General features: G+C 58.5%; 17 protein-coding genes and 1 tRNA gene. 8 read left to right on the top strand and 10 right to left on the bottom strand.

Annotated elements, in window-relative coordinates; translation table 11 throughout:
• Positions 1 to 3 precede the first annotated feature (3 nt).
• Positions 4 to 807 (top strand): glycosyltransferase family 2 protein, encoded by an 804-nt coding sequence (locus C4S63_RS00790; protein WP_103916398.1) that lies wholly within the window; start codon positions 4 to 6, stop codon positions 805 to 807.
• Here the strand turns inward: C4S63_RS00790 and C4S63_RS00785 are convergent.
• From C4S63_RS00785 to C4S63_RS00770, 4 genes are all read right to left on the bottom strand, one after another.
• Entirely contained in the window at positions 804 to 2084 is a 1281-nt protein-coding gene (locus tag C4S63_RS00785) for a sugar transferase (protein ID WP_103916397.1), read from the bottom strand. The two genes, C4S63_RS00790 and C4S63_RS00785, sit on opposite strands and share 4 nt — an antisense overlap.
• 5 nt (positions 2085 to 2089) lie before the next feature.
• Positions 2090 to 3148, bottom strand: a complete 1059-nt coding sequence (locus C4S63_RS00780; RefSeq protein WP_103916396.1) for a glycosyltransferase — start codon at positions 3146 to 3148, stop codon at positions 2090 to 2092.
• A 311-nt stretch (positions 3149 to 3459) separates the two neighbouring features.
• Positions 3460 to 3535: transfer RNA gene (locus C4S63_RS00775), tRNA-Asn, on the bottom strand.
• A 68-nt stretch (positions 3536 to 3603) separates the two neighbouring features.
• The gene (locus C4S63_RS00770) at positions 3604 to 4794 is read right to left on the bottom strand and encodes a pyridoxal phosphate-dependent aminotransferase (protein ID WP_063509515.1); all 1191 of its coding nucleotides are present in this window, start codon (positions 4792 to 4794) and stop codon (positions 3604 to 3606) included.
• Positions 4795 to 5292: 498 nt separating this feature from the next.
• On the opposite strand from C4S63_RS00770, the gene uvrB reads away from it, so the two are divergent.
• On the top strand, positions 5293 to 7311 hold the full coding sequence (uvrB, locus tag C4S63_RS00765; RefSeq protein ID WP_103916395.1) for an excinuclease ABC subunit UvrB: 2019 nt from the start codon (positions 5293 to 5295) through the stop codon (positions 7309 to 7311).
• A gap of 234 nt (positions 7312 to 7545) precedes the next feature.
• Here uvrB and cysZ read toward each other — a convergent pair whose 3' ends face one another.
• Entirely contained in the window at positions 7546 to 8331 is a 786-nt protein-coding gene (gene cysZ, locus C4S63_RS00760) for a sulfate transporter CysZ (RefSeq protein ID WP_103916394.1), read from the bottom strand.
• Positions 8332 to 8816: 485 nt separating this feature from the next.
• Between cysZ and smc the strand changes: the two genes are divergently transcribed.
• The 5 genes from smc to C4S63_RS00735 all read left to right on the top strand — a co-directional run bounded on the left by smc (position 8817) and on the right by C4S63_RS00735 (position 17209).
• Positions 8817 to 12314 carry a chromosome segregation protein SMC gene (gene smc, locus C4S63_RS00755; protein WP_103916393.1) on the top strand — a complete coding sequence of 1166 codons (3498 nt, stop codon included), beginning with the start codon at positions 8817 to 8819 and terminating at the stop codon, positions 12312 to 12314.
• Positions 12315 to 12372: 58 nt separating this feature from the next.
• Positions 12373 to 13317 carry a cell division protein ZipA gene (zipA, locus tag C4S63_RS00750; RefSeq protein ID WP_103916392.1) on the top strand — a complete coding sequence of 315 codons (945 nt, stop codon included), beginning with the start codon at positions 12373 to 12375 and terminating at the stop codon, positions 13315 to 13317.
• Positions 13318 to 13633: 316 nt separating this feature from the next.
• Entirely contained in the window at positions 13634 to 16006 is a 2373-nt protein-coding gene (gene ligA, locus C4S63_RS00745; protein WP_103916391.1) for an NAD-dependent DNA ligase LigA, read from the top strand.
• Positions 16003 to 16584, top strand: coding sequence for a transglycosylase SLT domain-containing protein (locus C4S63_RS00740; protein WP_062816463.1), 582 nt, complete (start codon positions 16003 to 16005; stop codon positions 16582 to 16584). The genes ligA and C4S63_RS00740 overlap by 4 nt, the downstream gene beginning before the upstream one ends.
• A 196-nt stretch (positions 16585 to 16780) precedes the next feature.
• A complete protein-coding gene (locus C4S63_RS00735) occupies positions 16781 to 17209 on the top strand; it encodes a hypothetical protein (RefSeq protein ID WP_035247061.1) in 429 nt (142 codons plus the stop codon).
• Positions 17210 to 17364: 155 nt separating this feature from the next.
• On the opposite strand, the gene C4S63_RS00730 is transcribed toward C4S63_RS00735, so the two are convergent.
• The 4 genes from C4S63_RS00730 to C4S63_RS00715 form a co-directional block, all read right to left on the bottom strand.
• Positions 17365 to 17601 (bottom strand): YheU family protein, encoded by a 237-nt coding sequence (locus C4S63_RS00730; protein ID WP_103916390.1) that lies wholly within the window; start codon positions 17599 to 17601, stop codon positions 17365 to 17367.
• A gap of 207 nt (positions 17602 to 17808) precedes the next feature.
• Complete coding sequence (locus tag C4S63_RS00725) at positions 17809 to 18201, bottom strand: MAPEG family protein (protein ID WP_103916389.1); 393 nt, start codon at positions 18199 to 18201, stop codon at positions 17809 to 17811.
• Positions 18198 to 20060 carry a bifunctional tRNA (5-methylaminomethyl-2-thiouridine)(34)-methyltransferase MnmD/FAD-dependent 5-carboxymethylaminomethyl-2-thiouridine(34) oxidoreductase MnmC gene (gene mnmC, locus C4S63_RS00720; RefSeq protein ID WP_103916388.1) on the bottom strand — a complete coding sequence of 621 codons (1863 nt, stop codon included), beginning with the start codon at positions 20058 to 20060 and terminating at the stop codon, positions 18198 to 18200. Before mnmC ends, C4S63_RS00725 begins: the two co-directional genes overlap by 4 nt.
• Before the next feature lie 185 nt (positions 20061 to 20245).
• A complete protein-coding gene (locus C4S63_RS00715) occupies positions 20246 to 20908 on the bottom strand; it encodes a hypothetical protein (protein ID WP_200819489.1) in 663 nt (220 codons plus the stop codon).
• Positions 20909 to 21003: 95 nt separating this feature from the next.
• Between C4S63_RS00715 and C4S63_RS00710 the strand changes: the two genes are divergently transcribed.
• On the top strand, positions 21004 to 23562 hold the full coding sequence (locus C4S63_RS00710) for an ATP-binding protein (RefSeq protein WP_103916387.1): 2559 nt from the start codon (positions 21004 to 21006) through the stop codon (positions 23560 to 23562).
• Here C4S63_RS00710 and C4S63_RS00705 read toward each other — a convergent pair.
• Positions 23552 to 23845, bottom strand: a complete 294-nt coding sequence (locus tag C4S63_RS00705) for a hypothetical protein (protein WP_062816470.1) — start codon at positions 23843 to 23845, stop codon at positions 23552 to 23554. The two genes, C4S63_RS00710 and C4S63_RS00705, sit on opposite strands and share 11 nt — an antisense overlap.
• Positions 23846 to 23979: the final 134 nt, after the last annotated feature.

Raw genomic sequence — 23979 nt, 5'->3', positions numbered from 1 at the left:
TCAATGAAAAATTGCAGTGTCGATATAAGTGTTGTTATTCCTTGCTTTAATTGTAAGGAGACACTTGAGCGCGCGGTTGAATCAGTTTGCAGGCAGACGTACTTGCCCCGTGAAATCATTTTAGTTGATGACTGCAGCGATGAGGCTACTCGTACCGAGATGCGGCGCCTTTCAGAAGTTTATACCTCGCCGCGCGTGCTGATTTTTTATTCAGAGGCTAATCGTGGTGCTGCTGCTGCTAGGAATAGGGGCTGGTCTGAAAGTTCTGGGGAGTATATTGCTTTTTTAGATGCGGATGACAGCTGGCATCCGCAGAAGCTTGAATTTCAGGTCAAGGCTATAATCGAAAAGAGGCCTAATTTAATTGGTTGTGGTTTTGATGTTTGTAATGATGTTGCTCCGTACATTAGTGGCGTTTCCGGCTTTGAGGTTAATGAAATCAAGCCAGTAACGTTGTTGCTAAAAAATGTTTTCCCTACCCCCGGGGTTGTTCTGCGAGCAGATCTCCCATTTCGATTTGACCCAGCGAAAAGATACAGCGAGGATTATAAGCTTTGGCTGGAAATTTGTTTGAAATCTGGAGCATGTTACAAGTTAGATGCTCCTCTTGTGTACCTTTATAAGGCTCCGTTTGGTGCTTCTGGATTAAGTGCAGATATTTCAAAAGCTCAGGCAGGTGAGCTTGATACCTATAAGTCACTGTTTCAGCAGGGACTCATAAATCGGTTTGCTTTTGGTTGTTTGTGGCTGTTTTCTAGTATTAAGTATGCTAGGCGCATAGCTATACGTCTTTGTAAACGTGCCTAGCGTGCTCCGAACCCTGTGGCAACTGTTCTGATGGTTTTGAGTACAATTAGAATGTCCATCCACAGAGACAGGTTTTTGATATAAAAAAAGTCGTGCTCCACTTTCTCTCTTGTTGACTCTGTGCATACCGCATACCCCTGGCTCACCTGAGCCCACCCGGTGATCCCTGGCTTGACGATATGTCGATAGCTATAAAAAGGCACTTCCTGCTCGAATTGCTCTACAAAGCCTCCTTGCTCAGGGCGAGGTCCTATAAGGCTCATGTCACCTTTTAGTACATTCAGAAACTGTGGAAGTTCGTCCAGGCGGAATTTGCGGATAAAGCTGCCAAATCGGGTGATCCGGTGTTCGTCCATGTCTGCAAAACGCGGGGTGTCATTATCTTCCGGGATCATGGAGCGGAATTTGTACATACGAAAGGGGATGTTCTTTTGCCCGACCCGTTCCTGAATAAAGAGAACAGACCCTTTAGATTCAAAGCGCACGATAGTTGCCACTATCAAAGAAACAGGCAGAACGACTGGGCTTAGCAGGGCTACGGAAACAATGTCGATTAGTCTTTTGGCAATGGTATAAATGACGCTGGGCTGCAGAGAATCCATGTCATGGATGCTGAGCATGTTCAGGTCGACTTTACCATTGATGGCTTCGTTGATTGCCTTGCTGCTGATGATCGTTGTGCCGGAGGCGCTATGGTGGGCTACATAGCGTAGCCAGTTGTCTTCTATTTTACTTTCGGTGTCTACGATAAGGGCATCATAGCGAATGCTGGATAACTCAGTTGATGTGAGCTCCCTGAAGCAGATGTTTTCGGCGCCACTTTTATTGGTTATTTCAACACCGGGCAGTAGTGCGAATTTCAGCCTGCGATATCGGCGGTTAATGATGAAATTGGCAAATTGCACGCCAATCAGCAGGGCAAAGCCAGTAAACAGGGTGCTGCGTGAGTAACCCAAGCGAAATGCCAGAATTATCATCATGGCCGAGGCAATCAGCGCAAGGGTGATACTGGCGCTGTAGGAGAAGCTTCGTCCACCGGGAAAGCGGACGATCTTTTTTAAAAGAAGGGCATTGATGATGTAGATCGATGTCAGTGTGATCAGAGATAGCTGCTGGTTTGGATCCTCGGGGATAGAGACAGATCCGTGGGCAATGAGCTGGGCTCCGAACAGGGTGATGATCAGCCCAACAAGGTGGCCGATAGACGGATTGAGTAACAGCTTTTCGTGGAGGCGAGTATGCCGCGCTGGATCTATCGGTATGTAGTGGGAAGTCATAGGTCTTAAGCGCCTGGTTTAGTGCCCAGATAGGCGTGCAAATAGTCCATTTTGGCAGGCTCCAGCCATGCATTCGGTGCAGAGGCACTGGCAGCAGCCTGCATGGCGTCCATGTTTGTTATCAACTGATGAAGGCTGTGGCGAATGGAGTCGGGTGTGTTGTCGCACAGAATCCCGTTTCCGTTGTCGATCAGTTCGTGGCACCCGCCCACATCGCTCAGTAACAGAGGCAGCTCATTTGCCTTGGCCTCAAGGGCAGACATGGGTAGCCCTTCACTGTCAGAGATAAGGCAAAGGGCGTGATAACGGTGAAACTGATCAAATGCCCGGATTTCTCCGGCGAAAACTACATTGTTCGGTGCGTTTGCCTGCAGTTGCGTTTGTGCCGGCCCAGAGCCGACAATCGTCAGAGTCAGGTCATTCGCAGAGAAGCCAGAGACTGCGTCTATCAATAAGTCCGGGCGTTTTGGATGCGCCAGTCTGCCCAAAAACAGCAATTTTACCGGTTTTGACGGCAGGTTTGCAGACTGTTTTGTCGGTTTCGGGGTTCGATTAGTCAGTGTGACGCTTTTGCCTGGCGGTATGTTCAGTCTTTCATCGCATTTGCTGGCGTCGGCCTGGGAGACATTGATTACCAGGTCGGTGAGGGTTGAGAGCAGTCGTTCCGTCAGGGTGTAGATCCCGGACAGCTTGCCGCCATTGTAGATTGAGGACCAGCCATGGGAGACATAGACGACTCGTAAACCCGGTGTGAATAGCTTCATGAGTCTGGCGTAGACACCGGCATTTGCGGAGCTGGCAACCAGGGTGGAAATGCGATTATCCCGGATGTAGCGGCGCAGCTGCATGAGTCCGATTGGGCTTGGAATCCGCTTGAGCAGGTCCGGGAGAATCAGTGGGGATAGCCCACTGAGGGTCTGAGTTAGCCACTGGTCTTCCCCGGTAATCAGGAAAGGGTGGATGTCGTCTTGCAGCAGGCCAATCTGGTCCAGAGTCCAGCGCTGAGCACCACCGGTTTCTGCTTTGGTGATGATGAAGCCGATGCGTGGTTTGTTGTTATCCATGTCAGACCTGTAGTGCACACTGGCGGCGGATTTTCTCACTTTCGTGTGGCAGAGGGAAATCCGGGTTGAGGAGTGTGGGATGGCGCCAAATTATATGGGTATAGAGAGGGTTTGTCTGAGACAGCAGTGCGGTTCACTTGGGTGCATTCCTGAAGAATCGGCACGGTGCCAACGTCTTCGCGATGCAAGCATCGCTTCCCACAGCCTTCTCGAAGTTTGGGGGGGAGTGGTTTGCGTTCGTTGGCGTCGGCAGGGAGACCAATTATTGGGCAAAGAAAAAGGGCCTACCCGATGGGTAGGCCCTTTCTATTTGGCTCCGCCTGCTGGGCTCGAACCAGCGACCCAATGATTAACAGTCATTTGCTCTACCAACTGAGCTAAGGCGGAATGTCTTGAGGCGCGTATATTAGTGACGCCTCCCGGGGTCGTCAACACCCCGGGAGCGCGTTTGTTGCTTATTTAGCCAATGCTTGCTCAATGCGACGCATGGCTTCTTTCAGGGTGTCCATGCCGACGGCGAAGGACAGGCGCATGCAGCCCGGGGCGCCGAAAGCGGAACCGGGGACCAGGGCCACTTCGGCGGTTTCCAGCAGCAGGGCGGCCAGATCGGTATCGGATTCCACGCCATCCAGGTTGGCGATGGCTTCGGAGAAGTCCGGGAAGGCATAGAAGGTGCCGTCACCCTGGGCGCATTTCACGCCGGGCAGGGCGTCCAGTGCCGCGGTCAGGTAGTCGTGGCGCTCCTTGAACGCTTTGACCATCTCGTCCACACAGCCCTGATCGCCGGCCAGTGCGGCTTCTGCCGCTGCCTGGCTGATGGAGGCCGGGTTGGAGGTGGACTGGGACTGCACCTTTTTCATGGCCGCGATCAGCTTCTGCGGGCCGCCGGCATAGCCGATCCGCCAGCCGGTCATGGAATAGGCCTTGGAGACGCCGTTCATGACCACGGTGCGGTCGTACAGCTCCGGACACGCGTTGACGATGTTCACGAAGGGTTTGCCGGTCCACAGGATGTGCTCGTACATGTCATCGGTGGCGACGATGATGTCCGGGTGCTTCTTCAACACGTCACCCAGGGCCGCCAGCTCTTCAATGGAGTACGCCATGCCGGAAGGGTTGGACGGGCTGTTGATCACGAACAGGCGGGTTTTCGGCGTGATGGCCGCTTCCAGCTGTTCCGGGGTGATCTTGAAACGGCTGTTTACGTCGGTTTCGATGACCTTGGGGACACCGCCGGCAACAAGCACCATATCCGGGTAGCTCACCCAGTAGGGGGCAGGAATGATGGCTTCGTCGCCGTCGTTCAGCAGGGCCAGGGCCATGTTGAAGAAGGACTGCTTGCCGCCGCTGGAGACCAGGATCTGGTTGGGCTCGTAGTCTAGGCTGTTGTCACGCTTGAACTTGTCGATGATGGCCTTTTTCAGGCCGGGAGTGCCGTCTACCGGGGTATATTTGGTCTTGCCGGCATTGATCGCTTCAATGGCGGCGTGTTTGATATGATCCGGGGTATCGAAATCCGGCTCACCGGCACCCAGCCCAATAATGTCTTTTCCCTGAGCACGAAGTTCACCGGCTTTGGCGGTAATGGCCAGGGTAGGAGACGGCTTGATGCGTTGTACGCGGTCGGAAAGGCTGATATCGGACATGCACTCCTCATTCGTCTAAAGAGTCGTATTGGCTGCGCTTTTGGCGCAGAAAGGGGGAGGCATTTTAGCGGGTCAGGGCTGAAATGTCCCGTGTTTCCTGTGAGCCTGGTGAGTGTGGAGGGGCTCAATCAGGGCCGGACAAGCTCTCTACAAGCCGCTGTAGGAGTTCCCTTCCAGGGGACGAATCTGCGCAGGGCCTTTCAGGCCAGGTGAATACCGGCCGGACACTCTGCCATCATCCAAAACCTTCGCCCTTTGGGCGTTTCGCGCTGCGCGTGCTTCGTCCCTCGAGAAGAATTATTCGCTACGCTCACCCTTCGGGCCGCACAGAACTACGTGCGTTACTCCGCTACGCTCCGTTCCTACAGGGGAATCCGGTGTTTCTGGCGTTGTTGTTCTGCCGCGCATTCACGCCGGCTCTGCTACACTGTGTCCCGATTTTGAAACCATGATTTTGCTGCCTTCCTTGCTCAGGAGGGTGGCCACCAGGATATCTTCATGTCCGACAGCCTCTTCAAGCTCCACTCCGATTACCAGCCCGCCGGCGACCAGCCCCAGGCCATCGCCCAGTTGATCGAAGGGATCGACGATGGTCTGGGCCACCAGACCCTGCTCGGGGTGACCGGGTCCGGCAAGACCTTCACCATGGCCAATGTGATCCAGCAGACCGGGCGGCCCACCATCATCATGGCGCCCAACAAGACACTGGCGGCCCAGCTGTACGGGGAGTTCAAGGAGTTCTTCCCGGAAAATGCGGTGGAGTACTTCGTTTCCTATTACGACTACTACCAGCCGGAAGCCTATGTGCCGAGCTCCGACACCTTTATCGAGAAGGACGCGTCGGTGAACGAGCAGATCGAGCAGATGCGGTTGTCTGCCACCAAGGCCATTCTGGAGCGGCCGGACACCATTATCGTGGCCACTGTATCTGCCATCTACGGCCTGGGTGACCCGGCCAGCTATCACGCCATGGTGCTGCACCTGGTGCGCGGTGATCGCATCGACCAGCGCGAGCTGTTGCGCCGCTTGGCGGAGCTGCAGTACACCCGCAACGAGATGGATTTCCGCCGCGCCACTTACCGGGTGCGCGGGGATGTGATCGATATTTTTCCTGCGGAAGAGGAAAAAGAAGCGGTTCGCATCGAATTGTTCGATGACGAGGTGGAAACCATCAGCATTTTCGACCCGCTCACCGGTGAGGTGATCAAGCGGGTAGGGCGGATTACCGTCTACCCCAAGAGCCATTATGTGACCCCGCGGGAAACCGTCCTCAAGGCCATTGAGATGATCAAGGAGGAACTCACCGAACGACTGGCGGAGCTCAAGGAACAGAACAAGCTGGTGGAAGCCCAGCGGCTGGAGCAGCGCACCCGTTTCGACATCGAGATGCTGCAGGAGCTGGGCTACTGCAACGGTGTGGAAAACTATTCCCGGTTGTTTTCCGGCCGGGCCCCCGGCGAGGCGCCGCCGACCCTGTTTGATTACCTGCCGGAGAATGCCCTGCTGATCGCCGACGAGTCCCACGTGACCATCCCCCAGCTGGGGGCCATGTACAAGGGTGACCGTTCGCGCAAGGAAACCCTGGTGAGCTTCGGCTTCCGGCTGCCCTCGGCCATGGATAACCGGCCCCTCAAGTTCGAGGAATGGGAGCGGCTGGCCCCCCAGATGGTGTTTGTCTCCGCCACGCCCGGCCCTTACGAGGAAAAATACGCCGGTCAGGTGGTGGAGCAGGTGGTGCGTCCCACCGGTCTGGTGGATCCGCAGATCGAAATCCGTCCAGCCATTACCCAGGTGGATGACCTGCTGGGCGAGGCCAAGGAAGCCATCGCCAAGGAGCAGCGGGTGCTGGTCACCACGCTCACCAAGCGCATGGCCGAGGATCTGACCGAGTACCTGAACGAGCACGGCATCAAGGTGCGCTATCTGCACTCGGACATCGACACCGTGGAGCGGGTGGAGATCATCCGCGACTTGCGGCTGGGCAAGTTTGACGTGCTGGTGGGCATCAACCTGTTGCGTGAGGGGTTGGATATGCCGGAAGTGGCCCTGGTGGCCATTCTGGATGCGGACAAGGAAGGCTTCCTGCGTTCGGACCGCTCCCTGATCCAGACCATCGGCCGCGCGGCGCGGAACGTGGATGGCCGTGCCATTCTCTATGCGGACAAGATGACCGGCTCCATGGAGCGGGCCATCGACGAGACCAACCGTCGTCGCGAGAAGCAGGAGGCCTTCAACAAGGAGCACGGCATCACGCCACAGAAGCTCAACAAGAAGGTCCGCGACATCATGGATGACAGCGGCGGCAGCCGTTACGACCGCAAATACAAGGGCGACAAGGACAAGAAGGTGGCCGAGTCACCCTCGAAATACGAGGCCATGTCCCCGGCGGAAGTGGCCCGCGAGATCAAGGCCCTGGAAACCAAGATGATGGAGCACGCCAAGAACCTGGAGTTCGAGGACGCTGCGGCGACCCGGGACCGGATTCACCAGCTCCGCGAGCTGGGTTTTATGCGCTAACGTTTCTACAAGGCCGCTGTAGGAGCGCCTCTCGAGGCGCGAACCTTGCGCAGCAAGGAAATCGCCCGCAGGGTGATCAGGAATATCACCCCGTGACAGGTCTATCTAGAGAGACCAGGTTTTTCGTCGCGCCGTTTCCTCGCCAGGGCTCGGATTCGCGCCTCGAGAGGCGTTATTCGCTTCGCTCACCCCTTCGGGGCCGCCCTGCGTGCGTTACTCCGCTCCGTTACGTTCCTACAGCGGCTTCGTGGAGGGTTCGGAGCTCTGCGGCGCTAGCTCCTCCACCCAGATCAATGTCCCCGCAATCACTGCCACCGGCATGATGAACAGGTTCACCAGCGGCAGCATGGTCAGGCCCATGACCACGGCGCCGAAGGTGAGGACCAGCCAGCGTTTGGTTTTCAGGCGCTCCAGCATGACCTCAAAGGGTACCTGGCGGTTATCGGCGCCGAAGTCGATGTACTGCATGGCCAGCAGCCAGCCGGACCACAGGAACCAGATCACCGAGGCGAACACGTTCACCACCGGGATGAAGTAGACCACCATCACCACAAACAGGATCAGCAGCGCCCGCCACAGCCAGTACCAGGTTTTGCGCAGTTCCCGCTTGAAAGTCCGCAGGACCATGGCGGCGATGGATTCGTCGGGCATGGGCTTGCCGGTGGTCTGGATATCCACTTTCTCCGCCAGGAAGCCCATGAAGGGCGCCGCTATCAGCTGTACGCCGATGGAAAAGACACTGGCAAACAGGGCCAGCAGCAGGATCCAGACCAGAATAATGGCCGCGTCGATAAGAAAGTGCAGGGCTTCATTGAGGAAGCTCAACGAGCCGGTCAGCGCCCAGTCTGCCGTGGCCGAGGCGATCCAGCCGGCGATCCAGCTGCCGCTGGCCCAGTAGAGGCCACCAAAGACAACGATGTTGAAGATCAGGGGAATGACCACATACAGACGCAATTCCCGGCTTTTCGCCAGGGTGACACTGCGTTTGAGGTAGCTGATGGCATCGGCAACTTGAGACACGGCAAATCCTTGGCTGTGAGAAAGCAGCTACAAGCTACAAGCAGAACGCAAAAAGGGAAAGCCCTGCGGGGAAGCCCTCGTCGCAAAGCCGTTGGAGCCTTGCTTGCAAGGCGAAGGGCTATGAGGGCCGGGCAGGCCCCGTTTCCAGGCTCCAACGGTGGCTTTGGCGAAAGGGTTGGGCAGAGCGTGTGAACCGGGCCAGGCTTTTTCAGTTGTTTTCAATTGGCCCCCGGCTTTGCAGGAGCCCATGCTTGCATGGCGAACCGCCCGCCGACGGCACAATCGCCATGTGACTATGGCGCCCGCAGGGGCCCGGCATTCTTGGCCTTATTGTAAACGGGGCGTTGCGGCTGATGAATTCAGCCCGGGTTGTCGCTAGACTTACCCCTTTTAATGCCCACGGTGCGCCGTAATCGCTTCAGGGGGCGGCGAAAACCTTGTTTTCGCCCAATTTTTGGCCTGTTGGCCCGAGTTAAGCAGACACTATGCGACTGAAATCCATAAAACTGGCCGGGTTCAAATCCTTTGTGGACCCTACCACCACCAATTTCCCGGAGAATCTCACCGCCGTGGTGGGGCCCAACGGGTGTGGGAAGTCCAATATCATTGATGCGGTCCGCTGGGTGATGGGGGAGTCCTCCGCCAAGCACCTGCGTGGCGAGTCCATGGCAGACGTGATCTTCAATGGCTCCAATGCCCGCAAGCCCGTGGCCCAGGCCTCCATCGAGCTGATTTTCGACAACTCCGACGCCACCGTTACCGGCGAATACGGCAAGTTCAACGAAATCTCGGTGAAGCGGCAGGTGACCCGTGACGGCCAGTCCAACTATTTCCTCAACGGCACCAAGTGCCGCCGCAAGGACATTTCCGACATCTTCCTGGGCACCGGCCTGGGGCCGCGCAGCTACGCCATCATCGAGCAGGGGATGATTTCCCGACTGATCGAGGCCAAGCCGGAAGAGCTGCGGGTCTACATCGAGGAAGCGGCGGGGATCTCCAAGTACAAGGCCCGCCGCCGCGAGACCGAGAACCGCATCCGCCGCACCCGGGAAAACCTGGAGCGCCTCACCGATATCCGTGACGAGCTGGAGCGCCAGCTGGAGCGCCTCAGCCGCCAGGCCAGCGCCGCGGAAAAGTACAAGCAGTACAAGGAAGAGGAGCGCCTCAAGGGCGCCCAGCTCAAGGCCCTGCGCTGGAAAGGCCTGGATAGTCAGGTCAAGCAGCTCGACTTCGTGATCGGCGAGCTGGATGTGTCCATGGAAGCCAAGGTGGCCGAGCAGCGTCACGTGGATGCGGAGGTGGAGCGCCTGCGCGAGAAGCACCACGAGGTGCAGGAACATTTCAACCAGGTGCAGCAGCACTTTTACGCCCTGGGCGCGGAAGTGGCCCGTCTGGAGCAGAGCATTCAGCACCAGCGCGAACGCAAGCAGCAGCTCTATGAAGAGCTGGACCAGATCAAGGCCAGCTGGCAGGAATCCGATGAGCATCTGCGCGTGGACAGCGAGAAGGTGGCGGAGCTGGATGCCATCCTCGCCGAGCGTGAGCCAGAGCTGGAGCTGATCAGCGAGCAGCAGGAAGCCTCCGCTGAAGCCCTGGCCCTGGCGGAAGAAGCCATGCAGAACTGGCAGCAGGAGTGGGAGGAGTTCAACGGCAAGTCCGGGGAATCCCGCCGCCAGGCGGAAGTGGAGCAGTCCCGGATTCAGCACCTTGAGAAATCCCAGGATCGCCTGAAAGAGCGTATTGAGCGCCTCAGAAAAGAACAGGAATCCCTGGATTCCGGCCCGCTGGCCCAGGAAATGCGTCAGCTTGAAGAGCAGGTGGAACAGTATCGTGGCCAGTCGGAAGAAAACGAACTGCGCAGCGAATCCCTGCAGGAAGACATCAACCGCATGCGCCGGGAAAACGGCGACCGGGGCCGGCAACTGGACGAAGCCCGCGAGAAGCTGCAGACCCTGAAGGGTCGCCGCACCTCGCTGGAGGCCCTGCAGAAGGCCGCCATGGGCGACGATGGCGCTGTGAGCGACTGGCTCAACCGCCACGAACTGGACGCAGAGCCGCGCCTGGCGGACCAGGTGCAGGTGGATGAGGGCTGGGAAAAGGCCCTGGAAGCGGTGCTGGGCGACAGCATTCAGGCGGTGGCCATCAGCGGGTTCGACCAGGTCAGCGATTGGCTGGGGGACCTTTCCCATGGCCGCCTGGCCCTGTTCAGCCCGGCCTCGGTGAAAGGCGCTGGTAACAAGGGCAAACTGCTTCGTGATCACGTCCAAGGCCAGGTGCCGGAAGGCCTGCTGGCCGGCGTTTACGTGGCCGATGACCTGAACGGGGCGCTGGCCCTGCGTGGCCAGCTGGACGCCCATGAATCCGTGGTCACCCGTGACGGGATCTGTCTCGGCCCGGACTGGCTGAAAGTGGCCAAAGAGGAAGATCAGGAAGCGGGCATTCTCGAGCGCCGTCGGGAGCTGGAGCAACTGGAGGGTGAGATCGAGACCCTGCAGGCCACCGTGGACGACCTGAAAGAACAACTGGAAAGCACCCGGGAGCAGATCGGCGAGCTGGAGGAAGAACGCGAAGAGGTTCAGCGTCAGGCCAGCCGTATCAACCGGGAGCTGGGCGAGATCAATGCCCAGGTCAGCGCCCGTCAGGTGCGCCTGGAACAGATCACTATGCGCCGCGAGCGTCTGGGCCGCGAACTGGAAGAAACCAACGAGCAGCACGCCCAGGAACAGGAACAGATGAAAGAGGCCCGGGCGGTGCTGGCGGAAGCGCTGGACGCCATGGAGGCCGACAGCGGCCAGCGCGAAGCGCTGCTGTCCCGCCGCGACGAGCTGCGGCTGCGTCTTGATGAGGCCCGCCAGAAGGCCCGCCATGACCGCGACCAGTCCCACCATCTGGCCATGGAAGTGCAGGGCGCCCGTACCCAGGCAGATTCCCTGCGCCAGAATCTGAGCCGTCTGGAATCCCAGGTGCAGGCCCTGGCCGAACGCAAGGCGCTGCTGGAGGAGCAGACCAATGAGGGGGACGAGCCGGGCACCGAGCTGCAGATGCAGCTGGAAGAAAAGCTGGAAGTACGCCTGGAAGCGGAGCACAAGCTCACCGAGGCCCGCCGCGAACTGGAAGCGGTGGATCACGAGATGCGCAATCTGGAAGGTCAGCGCGGCCAGTTCGAGCGCCAGGCCCAGGAAATCCGCAGCACCATGGACCAGAAGCGGATGCAGTGGCAGGACCTGACCACCCGCCGGCAGACCGTGGCCGAGCAGCTGGGTGAGCACAACTTCGATCTGGACACCGTGCTGGAAAACCTGCCCGAGGACGCCAACGAGCAGGAATGGGCCCGGGAAATGGACATGATCGGCCAGCGGATTTCACGGCTGGGACAGATCAACCTGGCGGCCATCGACGAATACCAGCAGCAGTCCGAGCGCAAGAACTACCTGGACAGCCAGAACGGCGATCTGGAAGACGCGCTCAACACTCTGGAAAACGCCATTCGCAAGATCGACCGGGAAACCCGGGCGCGCTTCAAGGAATACTTCGACCGCATCAACCGCGGCCTGCAGGAACTGTTCCCCAAGGTGTTCGGTGGCGGTCACGCCTACCTGGAGCTCACCGGCGACGACCTGCTGGATACCGGTGTGACGATCATGGCGCGGCCCCCGGGCAAACGGAACAGCACCATTCACCTGTTGTCAGGGGGGGAGAAGGCACTGACTGCGTTGTCCCTGGTATTCAGTATCTTCCAGCTCAACCCGGCGCCGTTCTGTCTGCTCGATGAGGTGGACGCGCCGCTGGATGATGCGAACGTGGGGCGTTTCTGTAACCTGGTGTCGGAAATGTCCGCAAAAGTACAATTCATCTACATTACTCATAACAAGATTGCGATGGAGATGGCTGCTACCCTGATGGGGGTCACCATGCATGAGCCTGGTGTGTCCCGTCTGGTGTCGGTCGATGTGGAAGAAGCTGCCGAAATGGCGGCCATGTAAGGCAATCCGGTGCTGTCCGTAATGGTGGCACTTCAGCGCAAGCAAGGAAGATGAGGCAATGGGCCTGAATCTGGAAACACTGATTGGCATTCTGGTTATTCTGATCCTGTTGATCCTGGCCGACGGCGTTCGCCGCATGATCAGGGAACGGCAGGGCAGATTGCGTATGCGTATTGACCCACGTTATCGGGATGCCCAGGAAGAAGACGCCGAGAAGGACGACTATAACCCGGAGCTGATTGGCACTGCCCGGGTGGTACGCCGGGCCATGGAAATGGAATCCCGTCAGTCGGAGGATGCTCCGCCCACCATGATGGAGCCGGATGAAGAGGTGAATCCGCCCGCCACCGCTGAGCAGCAAAGTCTGTTTGACGGCGACCGGGAGCCTGAGCCGGCACCGGCGGATCAGGCCCCGGCCCCGCAATACCGCGAACCGGAGCGACAGCCGGAGCCTCCCCGTGAACCGGCCAAACCGGCGGTGGAGTCGCGACCGGTGGAAACGAAAGTGGTGGAACAGAAACCGGAAAGAAAGCCGGAGAGAAAACCGGAACGTCACCGCGAACCCCAGCCGGTGCTGGAAGTGATCGTGGTTCACCTGATTGCCCAGCGTGGTGCGCCGTTTGCCGGTAACGACCTGCTGCGACTGTTGCTGGAATCCGGTTTGCGCTATGGGCAGATGAACATCTTCCATCGCCATGTGAGCCTGGACGGCCGTGACGAGTTGCAGTTCTCCATGGCCAATGCGGTGGAGCCGGGCACCTTCGACCTGGACACCATGGAAGAGAAGACCTTTGCCGGTGTGACCTTCTTCCTGAAACTGCCCGGGCCGACGGATGCCCTGGGGGCGCTGGACAAGATGCTGTCCATCTGCCGCCGCCTGGCCAGTGAGTTGGAGGGCGACCTGAAGGACGAACAGCACAGCGTACTGACGCCGCAGACCATGGAACACCTGCGTCAGCGGGTGCAGGAATTCGAGCGCCGTCAGCGGGTGCCGAGTGCTTAAAGGCAGCTACGAGTAAGATCAAAACGTAGGGCGCAGATCGCCGAACTAGTTGCGAGTGACGAGTAACGAGTTTCGAAAGGCAAAACCTAAATCGAAAATGCGATGGTTGTAAGGTTTTCGGAACTCGAAACTCGCACCTCAGAAACTGATCTTGATCGCCATGCAAGCATGGGCTCCTATAGAATCGTAGGGCGGAAATTGCGGTGGCGATTTTCGCCGTTTTTTTGGCGGAGATCGGCTCGCGCGGATCTTTCGGCCAAGCATTTCGAAATTCTAGGACGTCTTTGCCTTCAATTAATGAGTCATAGGTCTGCCTGTGAGTTACTCCTACCAAAATGTAGTTCAAGAAGCTCAAGAGCTTACGATCAAGCTCAATGAGTGGGCATATCAGTATTATGTGTTAGATGCTCCAACGGTTACTGACTCGGAGTACGATCGTTGCTTCAACGCCCTCATGGAAATTGAATCGAAATTTCCTGAGTTAAAGAGCCCGAGCTCCCCTACGCAGAGAGTTGGTGCTCCTCCTTCAAAAGAGTATCAAAACCTCAGTCATCATCTACCAATGCTCAGCCTTCAGACGCTTACTGAAGAGAAGGAGTTGGCTCCCTTTGTTGAAAGAACTCTTCCTCAGATTAGCTCTGATAATGACCAGCAAGGATTCATGTTTGATCGCCTTGAAAAGGGAGCGTATAGCTGCGAGGTCAAGTTTGATGGGCTGGCAATCTCTCTCTTATACGAAAGAGGGCGTCTTGTAAGAGGACTGACAAGAGGAGATGGTTACACGGGCGAGGTTGTAACAGATAACGTGAAGACCATAGGTAGCGTCCCTTTGGAACTTAGAGGGCAGGGTTGGCCTGAGGTTCTTGAGGTTCGCGGAGAGGTTGTTGTTTCGAAAGAAAAATTCTTAGAGCTGAATGAGAAAAGAGTGTCGCAGGGCTTGGCGCCTTTTGCTAACCCGCGGAACTTGGCAGCCGGTAGTCTCAGGCAGCTAGATTCAAGAATAACTAGAGAAAGGCCGTTATTTTTTTACGCATACAGCATTGGGTATCACTCTGGCTCTCTTCATGTAAAAACACAATCAGATGCTTTGAAAATCCTAAATGACTGGGGGTTCAAGTATGCTTGGGATTTAACTGCTACTGCTGATTCATACGAAGAGTGCCTAAACTATTTTCATGATATTGGGGAACGGAGAGATAGTCTTCCCTATGAAATTGATGGAGTGGTTTTTAAAGTCAATTATCTTCATGCACAGGATCTTTTGGGTTTTCGATCAAGAGAGCCGGTCTGGGCTGTGGCACTTAAGTTTCCTCCCTCTGAAGAGATGACAGTGCTCAATGGCGTGGACTGGCAGGTGGGACGCACCGGGGCCCTGACACCCGTGGCGCGGCTGGAGCCGGTGCAAGTGGGCGGCGTTACCGTGAGCAATGCCACCCTGCACAATATTGATGAAATTCGGCGCCTGGATATCCGCATCGGCGACACCGTGGTGGTGTACCGGGCCGGGGATGTGATTCCCAAGGTAGTGCGGACCATCCCGGAGCGGCGACCGGCGGATGCCCGGGATATTACCTTGCCTCCCAGCTGCCCGGTGTGCGGCAGTGAGATTCTGCGTGGCGATGACCAGGTGGTGGCCCGCTGCACCGGGGGACTGATTTGTGGCGCCCAGCAGCGTGAGGCCATCAAGCACTTTGCCTCACGCCGGGCCATGGATATTGATGGACTGGGCGACAAGCTGGTGGATGCGCTGGTGGACCAGGAGCTGATTGCCACCGTGGCGGATCTGTACCGGCTCAAAGCAGAACAGGTGGCCGGCCTGGAACGCATGGGTGAGAAATCGGCGGATAACCTGATCGCCGCGCTGGAAGATTCCAAGACCGTGGGGCTGGGGCGTTTTCTGTTTGCCCTGGGGATCCTGCAGATCGGTGAAGAGACCGCCAAGAATCTGGCGGACTGTTTCGGCGATCTGGACGGTATCCGTCGGGCGCCATTGCTGTTGCTGCTGGCGGTCCCGGATGTGGGGCTGGAAGTGGCCAAGGCGATCAGCGCCTTCTTTGCCGAGGCAGATAATGAAGCCGTGATTGACGGTTTGCTGGCTGCCGGGGTGAATCCCCAGTCCAGTGGCGAACCCTCTGCGGCCTTTGTGCACAGCCTGACCCTGGCGCATCTGCTGAAATCCGCCAAGCGGTTGGGCATGAATCTTGACGGTATCGGTGACAAGTCCCTGGAAACCCTAGGCAATCACTATCGCACCGTGGCCGAGCTGAGTGCCGGGGCCGCAGAAGGGGCCGGCGCAGAACCGAAGGGCGTGCGTTCCGGGGTGATGACGCAATTGCGCAAGGCGTTGGCGGACAACGGCTGGCAAGCTCGCTTGCAGGAAGCCGAAGCCATGGCGGTCGAGCTGGCCGCGCGGGCTCCGGCCCAGGCGGAAAGCCGTCCCCTGGAAGGGCAGACCTGGGTGCTCACCGGCACCCTGGAGCAATTCACCCGCGACCAGGCCAAACAGGGGCTGCAGCAGTTGGGCGCCAAAGTGGCGGGCTCGGTGTCGAAGAATACGTCCATGGTGGTTGCCGGTGCTGCTGCCGGTTCCAAGCTGGCCAAGGCCGAATCCCTGGGGGTTGAGGTCTGCGATGAGGCCGCGCTACTGTCCGTATTCGAACAACACGGTATTGATCCGGGAGCCTTATGAAAATCGGCCTTACCTTGCTGCTGGCGACACTGCTTCTGGGCGGCTGCGCAGGCACGCCTACCCAGACAGACAATGTCTGTGCGGTGTTTGATCAGCGGGGGGGCTGGTTCAACAACTGGTACAAGTACGCCAAGAACACGGAAAAGGAATACGGTGTACCGGTGCCGGTGCTGATGGCGACCATCTACAAGGAGTCCGGCTTTAATGCCCGGGCCAAGCCTCCCCGCACCAAGCTGCTGGGTTTTATCCCCTGGAAGCGACCTTCCTCCGCCTACGGCTATCCCCAGGCGCTGGATTCCACCTGGCAATGGTACCAGGACGCCACCGGCCGCCATGGTGTGGACCGGGATAATTTCAAGGACGCGGTGCGCTTTGTGGGTTGGTATCACTACCAGAGTCATCGAAAAAACGGTGTTGCCCGCAACGATACCTATAACCTTTACCTCAACTATTATGCCGGCCATGGCGGTTATGCCCGGGGCACCTGGAAGAACAACAAATGGATGAAAGGTGCCGCTCGCCGCACCGCCGACATGGCGAACCGCTACGCCGCCCAGATGCGCGGATGCGGGCGCTAACTGCGCCCGGTTAAATCGGAACAAGCGTTTTTGCTGTTGAAGCGTTGCTTGCTTCTCAAGTGGGGCTTCCTGGGCAAGGGACAGGGGTGATGGGCCATTTGTCCGCGCAAACTTGGAAGCCTGTCCCTGTATTTTGGGGTGCTTGTCCTTGTAAGCTAGACGCCTGTGGCTGTTAGCTGATTCTCGGGGTGTTTTCTTGGATAACGAATCCATTGTCTACGGGTGTATCAAACATCTGCCGTTTGGCTCTATCCAGGAGCGCAAGGCGCACTGTTTTCACAACCGCCGGGCGGTCCGGCAACTTCCCCAGGCGGATGAATGGCCCTTCTTGTGCCGGGAAATGTTCTCTGTACCCGGCGACGATCTGATGGGGGGCACCTTCCAGACCCAGGTGATCCATTTTGGAATGTCCTACCGGGCGGTGGAGTATGAGTGGGAACACTGGATCGCCAAGTTCGAATCCCTGCTCAAGAACATGTACTGGGTCAATGCCGTGGTACACCTTGAAACCGAGCTGTCCGGCTTTCATACCTTCGTCTGGGACAGCGCTGAGGTCTGCCATGAGCCTTCCGAGGCGCCGTTGAGAGTGCGCTGTGAGTGGGCTCGGGAAGGGGCGATCGCTTGAAAGGCAGTTGACAGTGGACAGTTGAAAGTTGACAGCGTCGCGGAATAACTCACTAGATTCTGAAACGTAAGAGGGCGCGTTCATGGTTTGGGCGCGGCCTCTTACGTTTCACTTAACCACGATGGTTCAGTCGCGCAGCTGTCAACTGTCCACTATCAACTGTTAACTGCTTCTCTTGCCTGTTCCTTCCCCATTACCGACACACTCTCCGTCACCTCATCAAATACGATAAAGGCTTCCTGCTGTTTTAGCTGAGTGCGGACCTGTTCCACCTTGGTGGAAGTGGCAACCTCCTGGTCACCGTAGTCGGTGCCGTCACGGGTGACGAATTCCTCGATCAGGTTGGTGAGGGTGTCCGGGGGCAGGTCTTCCCAGGGGACGATGATGGGCATAAGGCTCCATTGTGGTAACGAGATCGATCTGTAGGAGCGTCGCTGGCGGCGCGATCACCAAGCCAGGATCAAAAGCATTTCAATGCAGTGGCCACAGAGATCAACTGTTTTACCTCTGTGTGCTCTGTGGCCTCTGTAGCAAATGCCTTTTCTTTCGACGTTTTATGATCGCGCCGCCAGCGACGCTCCTACATTGAAGGAGGGGGGTTAAATCACCAGCAGCTGAATGCCGGCAGCGAGTATCACCAGCCAGGACGTCACCACACCCAGCTGACGCGCCAGGTTGGCACTGCTGCGCGGGATCAGCATGCCGTAGCTGTAGACGACCCGGCCGCCCACCAGCAGGATGCCGTAACTATGCAGGGCGGTGCTGCTGCCACCATTGATTTCCAGCAGGGCCATGAGAATCAGTGCCAGTGGAAGGTATTCAATGGTGTTGCCGTGGGCACGGATGGCCCGGCTTACGTCCTTGTGGCCGCCGTCACCCAGTGAGACTTTCTTGGCCAGGCGAAGGCGAACCACATTGGCGGCCAGGGCGATGATCAGGAAACCGCTCAGGGCGGCGTAGAGGGCGGTAATCGGCAAGCTGACTAGGGTCATGGCATCCACTCGGGTTGTTTTTTGCGTTTGCGGACAATAAACCGGGCCGGGGCCAGGGCGTCAATCATTTCCTGGTCCATGGGCAGCGGTTGAGCACAGATCATGTCGGCGATGAGCTCTGCACACAAGGGGGTACCGGTAATCCCGCGGCTGCCGTGGGCCACATTGAGATAAAGTCCCTGTGCCGGGCGATGGGGGTTGTCCGTGGCCACGGGCAAGGGGCCGCAGAGGGGAAGAAAGTCGATGCTCTGGCAACGGAACGCCACGCGTCGGTCGACGATATCGATGCGGTCGCCTCCCAGCTCCTGCCAGAAGCCGGGGAGGTAGTGCTTCAGTTGGGCCAGGTTATCCTGGTCGTCACCGTCGGTGGCATGGTGATGATCTTCATGGAGTTTGAAAGTGGCACCGACGCAGTGCAGATCGTCCAGGGCCGGTGTCAGGTAGCCGCCATGGCACTGGGCCTGCTGCCAGCGACGGGAGGCGTCGGTGGCTCGGCAATAGCTCACCTGGCCACGGATGTGTTTGAGCGGTAACCAGCCCAGGCCGGGCAGGGACTGGCTCTGGCCGGCGGTACACAGGACCACGGCGTCGGCGCTCAGGGTTTCCCCGTTGCTCATCGTCACTCTGGCGGGGGCTCCTTCCTCCAGCGCCGTTACCCGGGCCGCCAACAGGGTAATGTCCGGGTGTCTCAGCAGATGCTGGCACCAGCGGTCCGGGCGCAGGTAACCACCCCCCTTCAGTTCCACCGCCTTGTCGCCGTAGGCCTGGAGCAGTTCCGTGGGCCAGGCACCGGTGGCCATGGCCTGTTCCAGCTTGTCTTGCTGACGCGCATCCACATAGTGCTGGATCACGCCGTTCAGGTTGCCGTCCGCTTCCTGGCCGGGAAACCCTGAGCGATGCAGCCAGCGCAGGGCATGACCATAGCTTTGCTGGTAGAAACGGTTCTGTGGGGTGAGGTGGGCACTGGGCGTGCTGTAGACCACCCCGGCCAGGTTGCCGGACGCGTGACCGGCAATACCGTCCGGATCCAAGACCGTCACCTGGCAGCCCCGCTCAGCCAGGGCCCGGGCGGTGGTGGCGCCGGCGAGCCCGGCACCGACTACCAGAACCTGTCGGGCAGGCCTCTCTGGCCGGGCAGGGTCGCCTTCAATCCGGCCAACCAGCATATGTCGTTTGTGGCCGAAGCCGTCGCGTTTTTCCATGGCAAAGCCCGCCTCCGCCAACCCGCGACGGACAAAGCCGGCGGCAGTAAAGGTTGCCAGGGTGGTACCGGGGCGGCTCAGTCTGGCCAATTGGGCAAACAGAGCCGGGTGCCACATGTCCGGGTTGCGGGCCGGGGCAAAGCCGTCCAGAAACCAGGCATCCACCGGATGGGAGAACTGTGGCCACAGAGACAGGGCATCGCCGTAAAGCAAGGTCAGCTGCACACGGGGGTGCAGCTGCACACGGTGAAAGCCTGGCGTCGGCGCGGGATACTCTGCCAGCAACCGTTGTGCCAGGGCGTCCAGGGGGGGCCAGTGACCCAGGGCCCGGCTCAGGTCCGCTTTGCGTAACGGGTGCTTTTCCACGGAGACCAGGTGCAGACGGGCGCTGTGCGGGGCGTTTTCCAGAAACTGCCGGGCGGCCAGCAGGCAATTCAGACCGGTGCCAAAGCCGGTTTCTCCAATCACAAAGGTGCCGGCGGCAGGCAGCTCACGGAAGCGCTCTGTCAGGCGGTTGCCCTGCAAAAAGACGTAATCACTTTCCGACGCGCCGTCCTGCCGGGAGAAATAGGGATCGTCAAAGTCCACCGCTACCGGGGTGGTGTCCTGCCAGTCAATGCTGGCCGGTTGAATGGGGGAAAAGGGGGAACTTGTCATCACGACCTGGGGCGGATCTGCGCTTGGCACCTGAGGGTAGGGCAGGATACCTCGCGGGAATCACCATTAACAGGCTGCAGCAACTCCTGCGACGGTGCGGCGAGAAGCGAGTTGCGAGATACGAGTTTCGAAATGCATAGAGGAGTTGCCTTTCGCGACTCGTAACTCGCTTCTCGTCCCTGGAGTTATTCGCTCTTATCCTGTGCCGCCTTGAACTCGGCCAGGGCCCGCTTGCCATGTTGCAGTAGCCAGCGGGGATTCTGTTGATAGCTGGCGTTGTTGATGCGGACAAAGGCCCCATCGACCAGGGTGACCAGCAGTGACTGGTTCTGGATCGGGCGGCCTTTTTCCACCCATCGCATTTGTGCCTGGGCGGAGGGTTGGCCCTCCAGGTCCAGCAAGGTCTCGCTGACGATGGTCAGCGCGTTGGCGCTGTCCTGCAGGGCCTGGTTCACTCGCCGTTGGCGCACTTCACTGTAATAACTGGCGACGGCGCGTTCCGCCGGCATGCTGTCCCAGCCCGCCGGCAGCCCGCTGAGTGTGAGAGACAATTGTTCTTTCTTATCCTCGCTGCGGTAGTGCAGGGTGCGGCCCCGTTGGGAGCTGATTTCCCCGTCCAGCTTCAGGCCCGCCAGGGTCTGGGGTATCCGGAAATGCGACAGATCCACGGCCTTGGTGGTGGGGGCCACCGGCAGGCTCCCGGTCTGGCTGCTGTCCGTGCTGAGCCTGGGCAGCTTCTGAGCATCGATGGACGGCTCGCTGCTGGGTGGGCTCTGGCAGGCCATTAGGGCGAAAAGCGCGCTAAGCGGCAAGAAACGGGCAACTTTTACAATCAATGTGGGCATCATCAGGCAAGGTGTTCCGGGTTCCATGATGTGATGGTGGCGTTCTGGTGGCACAATACAAGATACCCCGTGAGAATACCCTTTATAGGGAAAGGCGGATGGAAAGACCATCACATAACGGCATGCGCACCGGCGTTGCAATGGCTCTGTTGCTGGCCATCATTACCGTCCCCTTTGCCATCGCCTCTTTTCTGATTGTTCAGCATCGCCTGGATCTGCTGGTGGGTTACAAGACCCTTGAAGGCGACCTCCGACTCTTTGAAAGCGGCCTGGCGGCCTTTTCTCCCCTGGATGATATGCGTGATCTGGCTCCGGTGATGATTCATGCCAAGACCCCGGAGATCGTGTCCCGCTTTGAACTCAGCGAGGCGAGGGCAGATGGCCGGCTGCAGGCTTTCCTGGAGCAAGCCCGCCAACGGGATATTCCGGGCCTCAATGATCAGGCGGGACTGCTCAGTGAAACCTGGTCCGGCCTGACCGTGAAAACCGGCATCCCCCTGGAAGACGTGGCGGGTCCCTACGATAACGTCAATCGCATCGCTCAGCGTCTGGCCAATGCCCTGGCGTCGGTGCTGATTGCGTCGGATATGGCCGTCGGTGAGGGGCTGGAGCCCAATGAGGTGTTATCGCTGACCCTGGGATCGTTCCGCCAGGCGCAGAACGATATCGGTCTGATTCGTGCCCTGGCGCTTTATGTCAGCCAGCGTGGGGGGTATCTGGGCGACAATGATGCCCGTCGTCTGGAAAACGCCTGGCAACGACTGCTGCAGCAGCTGTCGATCATCGACAGCGAGATCAAGGCCCTGTCCGCCCGGACCGGGGTCATTGAATTACAGCAGCAGTGGCGTCTGGTGAAAGATGAACTGCAACGCTTCCTGCTGTGGTCCGAGCAGGAGCTGATTCTGGCTCCCCGGGTCCAGGTCAGCTGGGAACAGGCCTATGATCGCAGCCGCCATGCCATGCAATCTCTGGAAGGTCTGTCTGAAAGTCTGGTGCAGCTATCGGTGAAGCTGGTGGACCAGGCGCGCCAGGAAAAACTGAGGGACACCATTTTCCTGATGCTGGCGGTGCTGTTGCTATACGCCCTGGTATTGGGGCTGGCGATGCTGGTGTATCGTTCCAACTCCCGTGCCATCAGTGCCAGGGCGGAAAGCCAGGCGAAAGGCCAGTTTCTGGCTCGCATGAGCCACGAGATCCGTACCCCCCTCAATGGTGTGATTGGCCTGGCAGAGTTGTTGCGTGAGACCGACCCTACACCCCGCCAGCAGGAATATATCAGCCTGATCGACAGTGCCGGGCGGACCCTGAACGCCCTGATTAATGATGTGCTGGATTTCGCCAAGATTGAGGCAGGCAAACTGCAACTGGCGGAAGAGGAGTTTGATCTGCCGTTGCTGATGGCCGAATGTGCCCAGATGTTCAATCTGCCTGCCAGCGATAACGGCACGCTGGTGCTCCTTGATATGGACAGTCAGACGCCTTCACGGGTGGTCGGCGATCCCACCCGGTTGCGTCAGGTACTGATCAATCTGTTGGGCAATGCGGTTAAATTTACCCGCAATGGCAGGGTAGTGCTGTCACTGGCCTATCGTCAGGTCAGTGATGAGATGCCCCTGTTCAGCTTTGCGGTGAGCGATACCGGTATCGGATTGAGCCAGGAAGAGCAGGCGCGACTGTTCCAGCATTTTGCCCAGGCATCGGCGGATACCGCCAAACGTTTCGGGGGGACGGGGCTGGGCTTGTCCATCAGCCGGGAGCTGGTGGGCTTGATGGGGGGCGATATCCATGTGGAAAGCGCTCCCGGTAAAGGCGCCCGTTTCAGCTTCAGTATCCAGATGCTGGCGGTCAAGGAGGATGTGCCCACGGTGGAGCAGGAAGCACCTCCTGCCTGGTTATGGGATGTGCAGGGCAACCTGGCGGACTGGTTGCAAGCAGACCCGCGATTCAAATCAGTGCGACGGGTCAGTAATCACTCTCAACTGGCGGCGCTGGGTTCGCTGGAGGGTGCCAGGGTGTTACTGATCAATGGCATGCCGGATCAGGATTTGCTGGAGGAAACCCTGCAGTTGGTGCGCATCAGCCAGGTACCTCTTCAGATTCTGCTGCTGACCGGGATGCGCAGTGAGGCGCCGAACTGGCTGCCCCCGCAGGTTCAGCTATTGCGACGTTCGGTGCTGACAGTCAACGAACTCAAGCAGCTGCTGGGGTGGCAGATGCCGAGAAGTATTCCGGTGCTGTCACAGGTCCACGGGGAGGAAGCCGTTGCCTCTCTCCAGGTGCTGGTGGTGGAGGATAACCCGGTGAACCAGATGGTTACCAAGGGCTACCTGGAGAGACTGGGTATCAGCCGGATTGATATTGCCGAGGATGGCGCCCGGGCGCTGGAAAGGTTCCGGGACGCTGCCGGTGAATACGACCTGGTATTGATGGACCTGGATATGCCGGTGATGGACGGGTTCACCAGTGCCGGGCGAATGCGCGATTGTGAAGCCCGGGAATCCTGGCCCCCTTGCCAGATTCTGGCGTTAAGCGCTCACGCGGTATCCGAACTGGGCGGCCGGGTAGCGCGGTCCGGGATGAACGGGCAGCTGATCAAGCCTCTGTCCCTGAGCGCCCTGCGGGAGGCCATTCATCAGTACCTGGGCATCAAGGCGTAAGGTATTCGAAGAAGTCCTGGAAGGGCGGCGGCAGCAAGGGCGCCAGCGTCAGCAGTACGCCCAGCATGACCAGCACCAGCAATTCCAGCCGCCAGGCCCGATGGCGCCGGCAGAGATGAATACACAATGCCACCGCAGTCAGACTGACACCGGCATGGAAGCTGGCCATGCTGACCAGTTGCCATTGCACATCCTGCAGGGCCAGCACCACGCCAAAGAACATCAGAAGCAGGGCTCCCGGGGTCAGGGCGTTGGTTGGGCGGTGTTCGCGGAACGGCTGCATATCGGTTTCCCCCGTTACTTTATCTCTGTCCCCAAGCAATTGTTGTGCCTGTTTCGTAGGGCGCCTCAGGCATCCTAGGAATTATTCGTGACTGATAGATGAACGACGAAATACTACCATTTGTCATTTTTTAT

Origin of the sequence: Alcanivorax sp. DSM 26293, assembly GCF_900107995.1 — a bacterium.
Lineage (GTDB): Bacteria > Pseudomonadota > Gammaproteobacteria > Pseudomonadales > Alcanivoracaceae > Alcanivorax.
Note: the sequence above shows the minus strand (reverse complement) of the source record. Positions and strands in the feature narration are given on the sequence as shown.

Excerpts from the sequence above, each read along its gene's own strand:
- smc (WP_103916393.1), top strand. The coding sequence starts at position 8,817 with ATGCGACTGAAATCCATAAAACTGGCCGGGTTCAAATCCTTTGTGGAC.
- C4S63_RS00715 (WP_200819489.1), bottom strand. The coding sequence starts at position 20,908 with ATGATGCCCACATTGATTGTAAAAGTTGCCCGTTTCTTGCCGCTTAGC.
- C4S63_RS00780 (WP_103916396.1), bottom strand. The coding sequence starts at position 3,148 with ATGGATAACAACAAACCACGCATCGGCTTCATCATCACCAAAGCAGAA.
- zipA (WP_103916392.1), top strand. The coding sequence starts at position 12,373 with ATGGGCCTGAATCTGGAAACACTGATTGGCATTCTGGTTATTCTGATC.
- C4S63_RS00705 (WP_062816470.1), bottom strand. The coding sequence starts at position 23,845 with ATGCAGCCGTTCCGCGAACACCGCCCAACCAACGCCCTGACCCCGGGA.
- C4S63_RS00785 (WP_103916397.1), bottom strand. The coding sequence starts at position 2,084 with ATGACTTCCCACTACATACCGATAGATCCAGCGCGGCATACTCGCCTC.
- C4S63_RS00790 (WP_103916398.1), top strand. The coding sequence starts at position 4 with ATGAAAAATTGCAGTGTCGATATAAGTGTTGTTATTCCTTGCTTTAAT.
- C4S63_RS00740 (WP_062816463.1), top strand. The coding sequence starts at position 16,003 with ATGAAAATCGGCCTTACCTTGCTGCTGGCGACACTGCTTCTGGGCGGC.
- C4S63_RS00730 (WP_103916390.1), bottom strand. The coding sequence starts at position 17,601 with ATGCCCATCATCGTCCCCTGGGAAGACCTGCCCCCGGACACCCTCACC.
- C4S63_RS00725 (WP_103916389.1), bottom strand. The coding sequence starts at position 18,201 with ATGACCCTAGTCAGCTTGCCGATTACCGCCCTCTACGCCGCCCTGAGC.
- C4S63_RS00770 (WP_063509515.1), bottom strand. The coding sequence starts at position 4,794 with ATGTCCGATATCAGCCTTTCCGACCGCGTACAACGCATCAAGCCGTCT.
- uvrB (WP_103916395.1), top strand. The coding sequence starts at position 5,293 with ATGTCCGACAGCCTCTTCAAGCTCCACTCCGATTACCAGCCCGCCGGC.
- mnmC (WP_103916388.1), bottom strand. The coding sequence starts at position 20,060 with ATGACAAGTTCCCCCTTTTCCCCCATTCAACCGGCCAGCATTGACTGG.
- C4S63_RS00710 (WP_103916387.1), top strand. The coding sequence starts at position 21,004 with ATGGAAAGACCATCACATAACGGCATGCGCACCGGCGTTGCAATGGCT.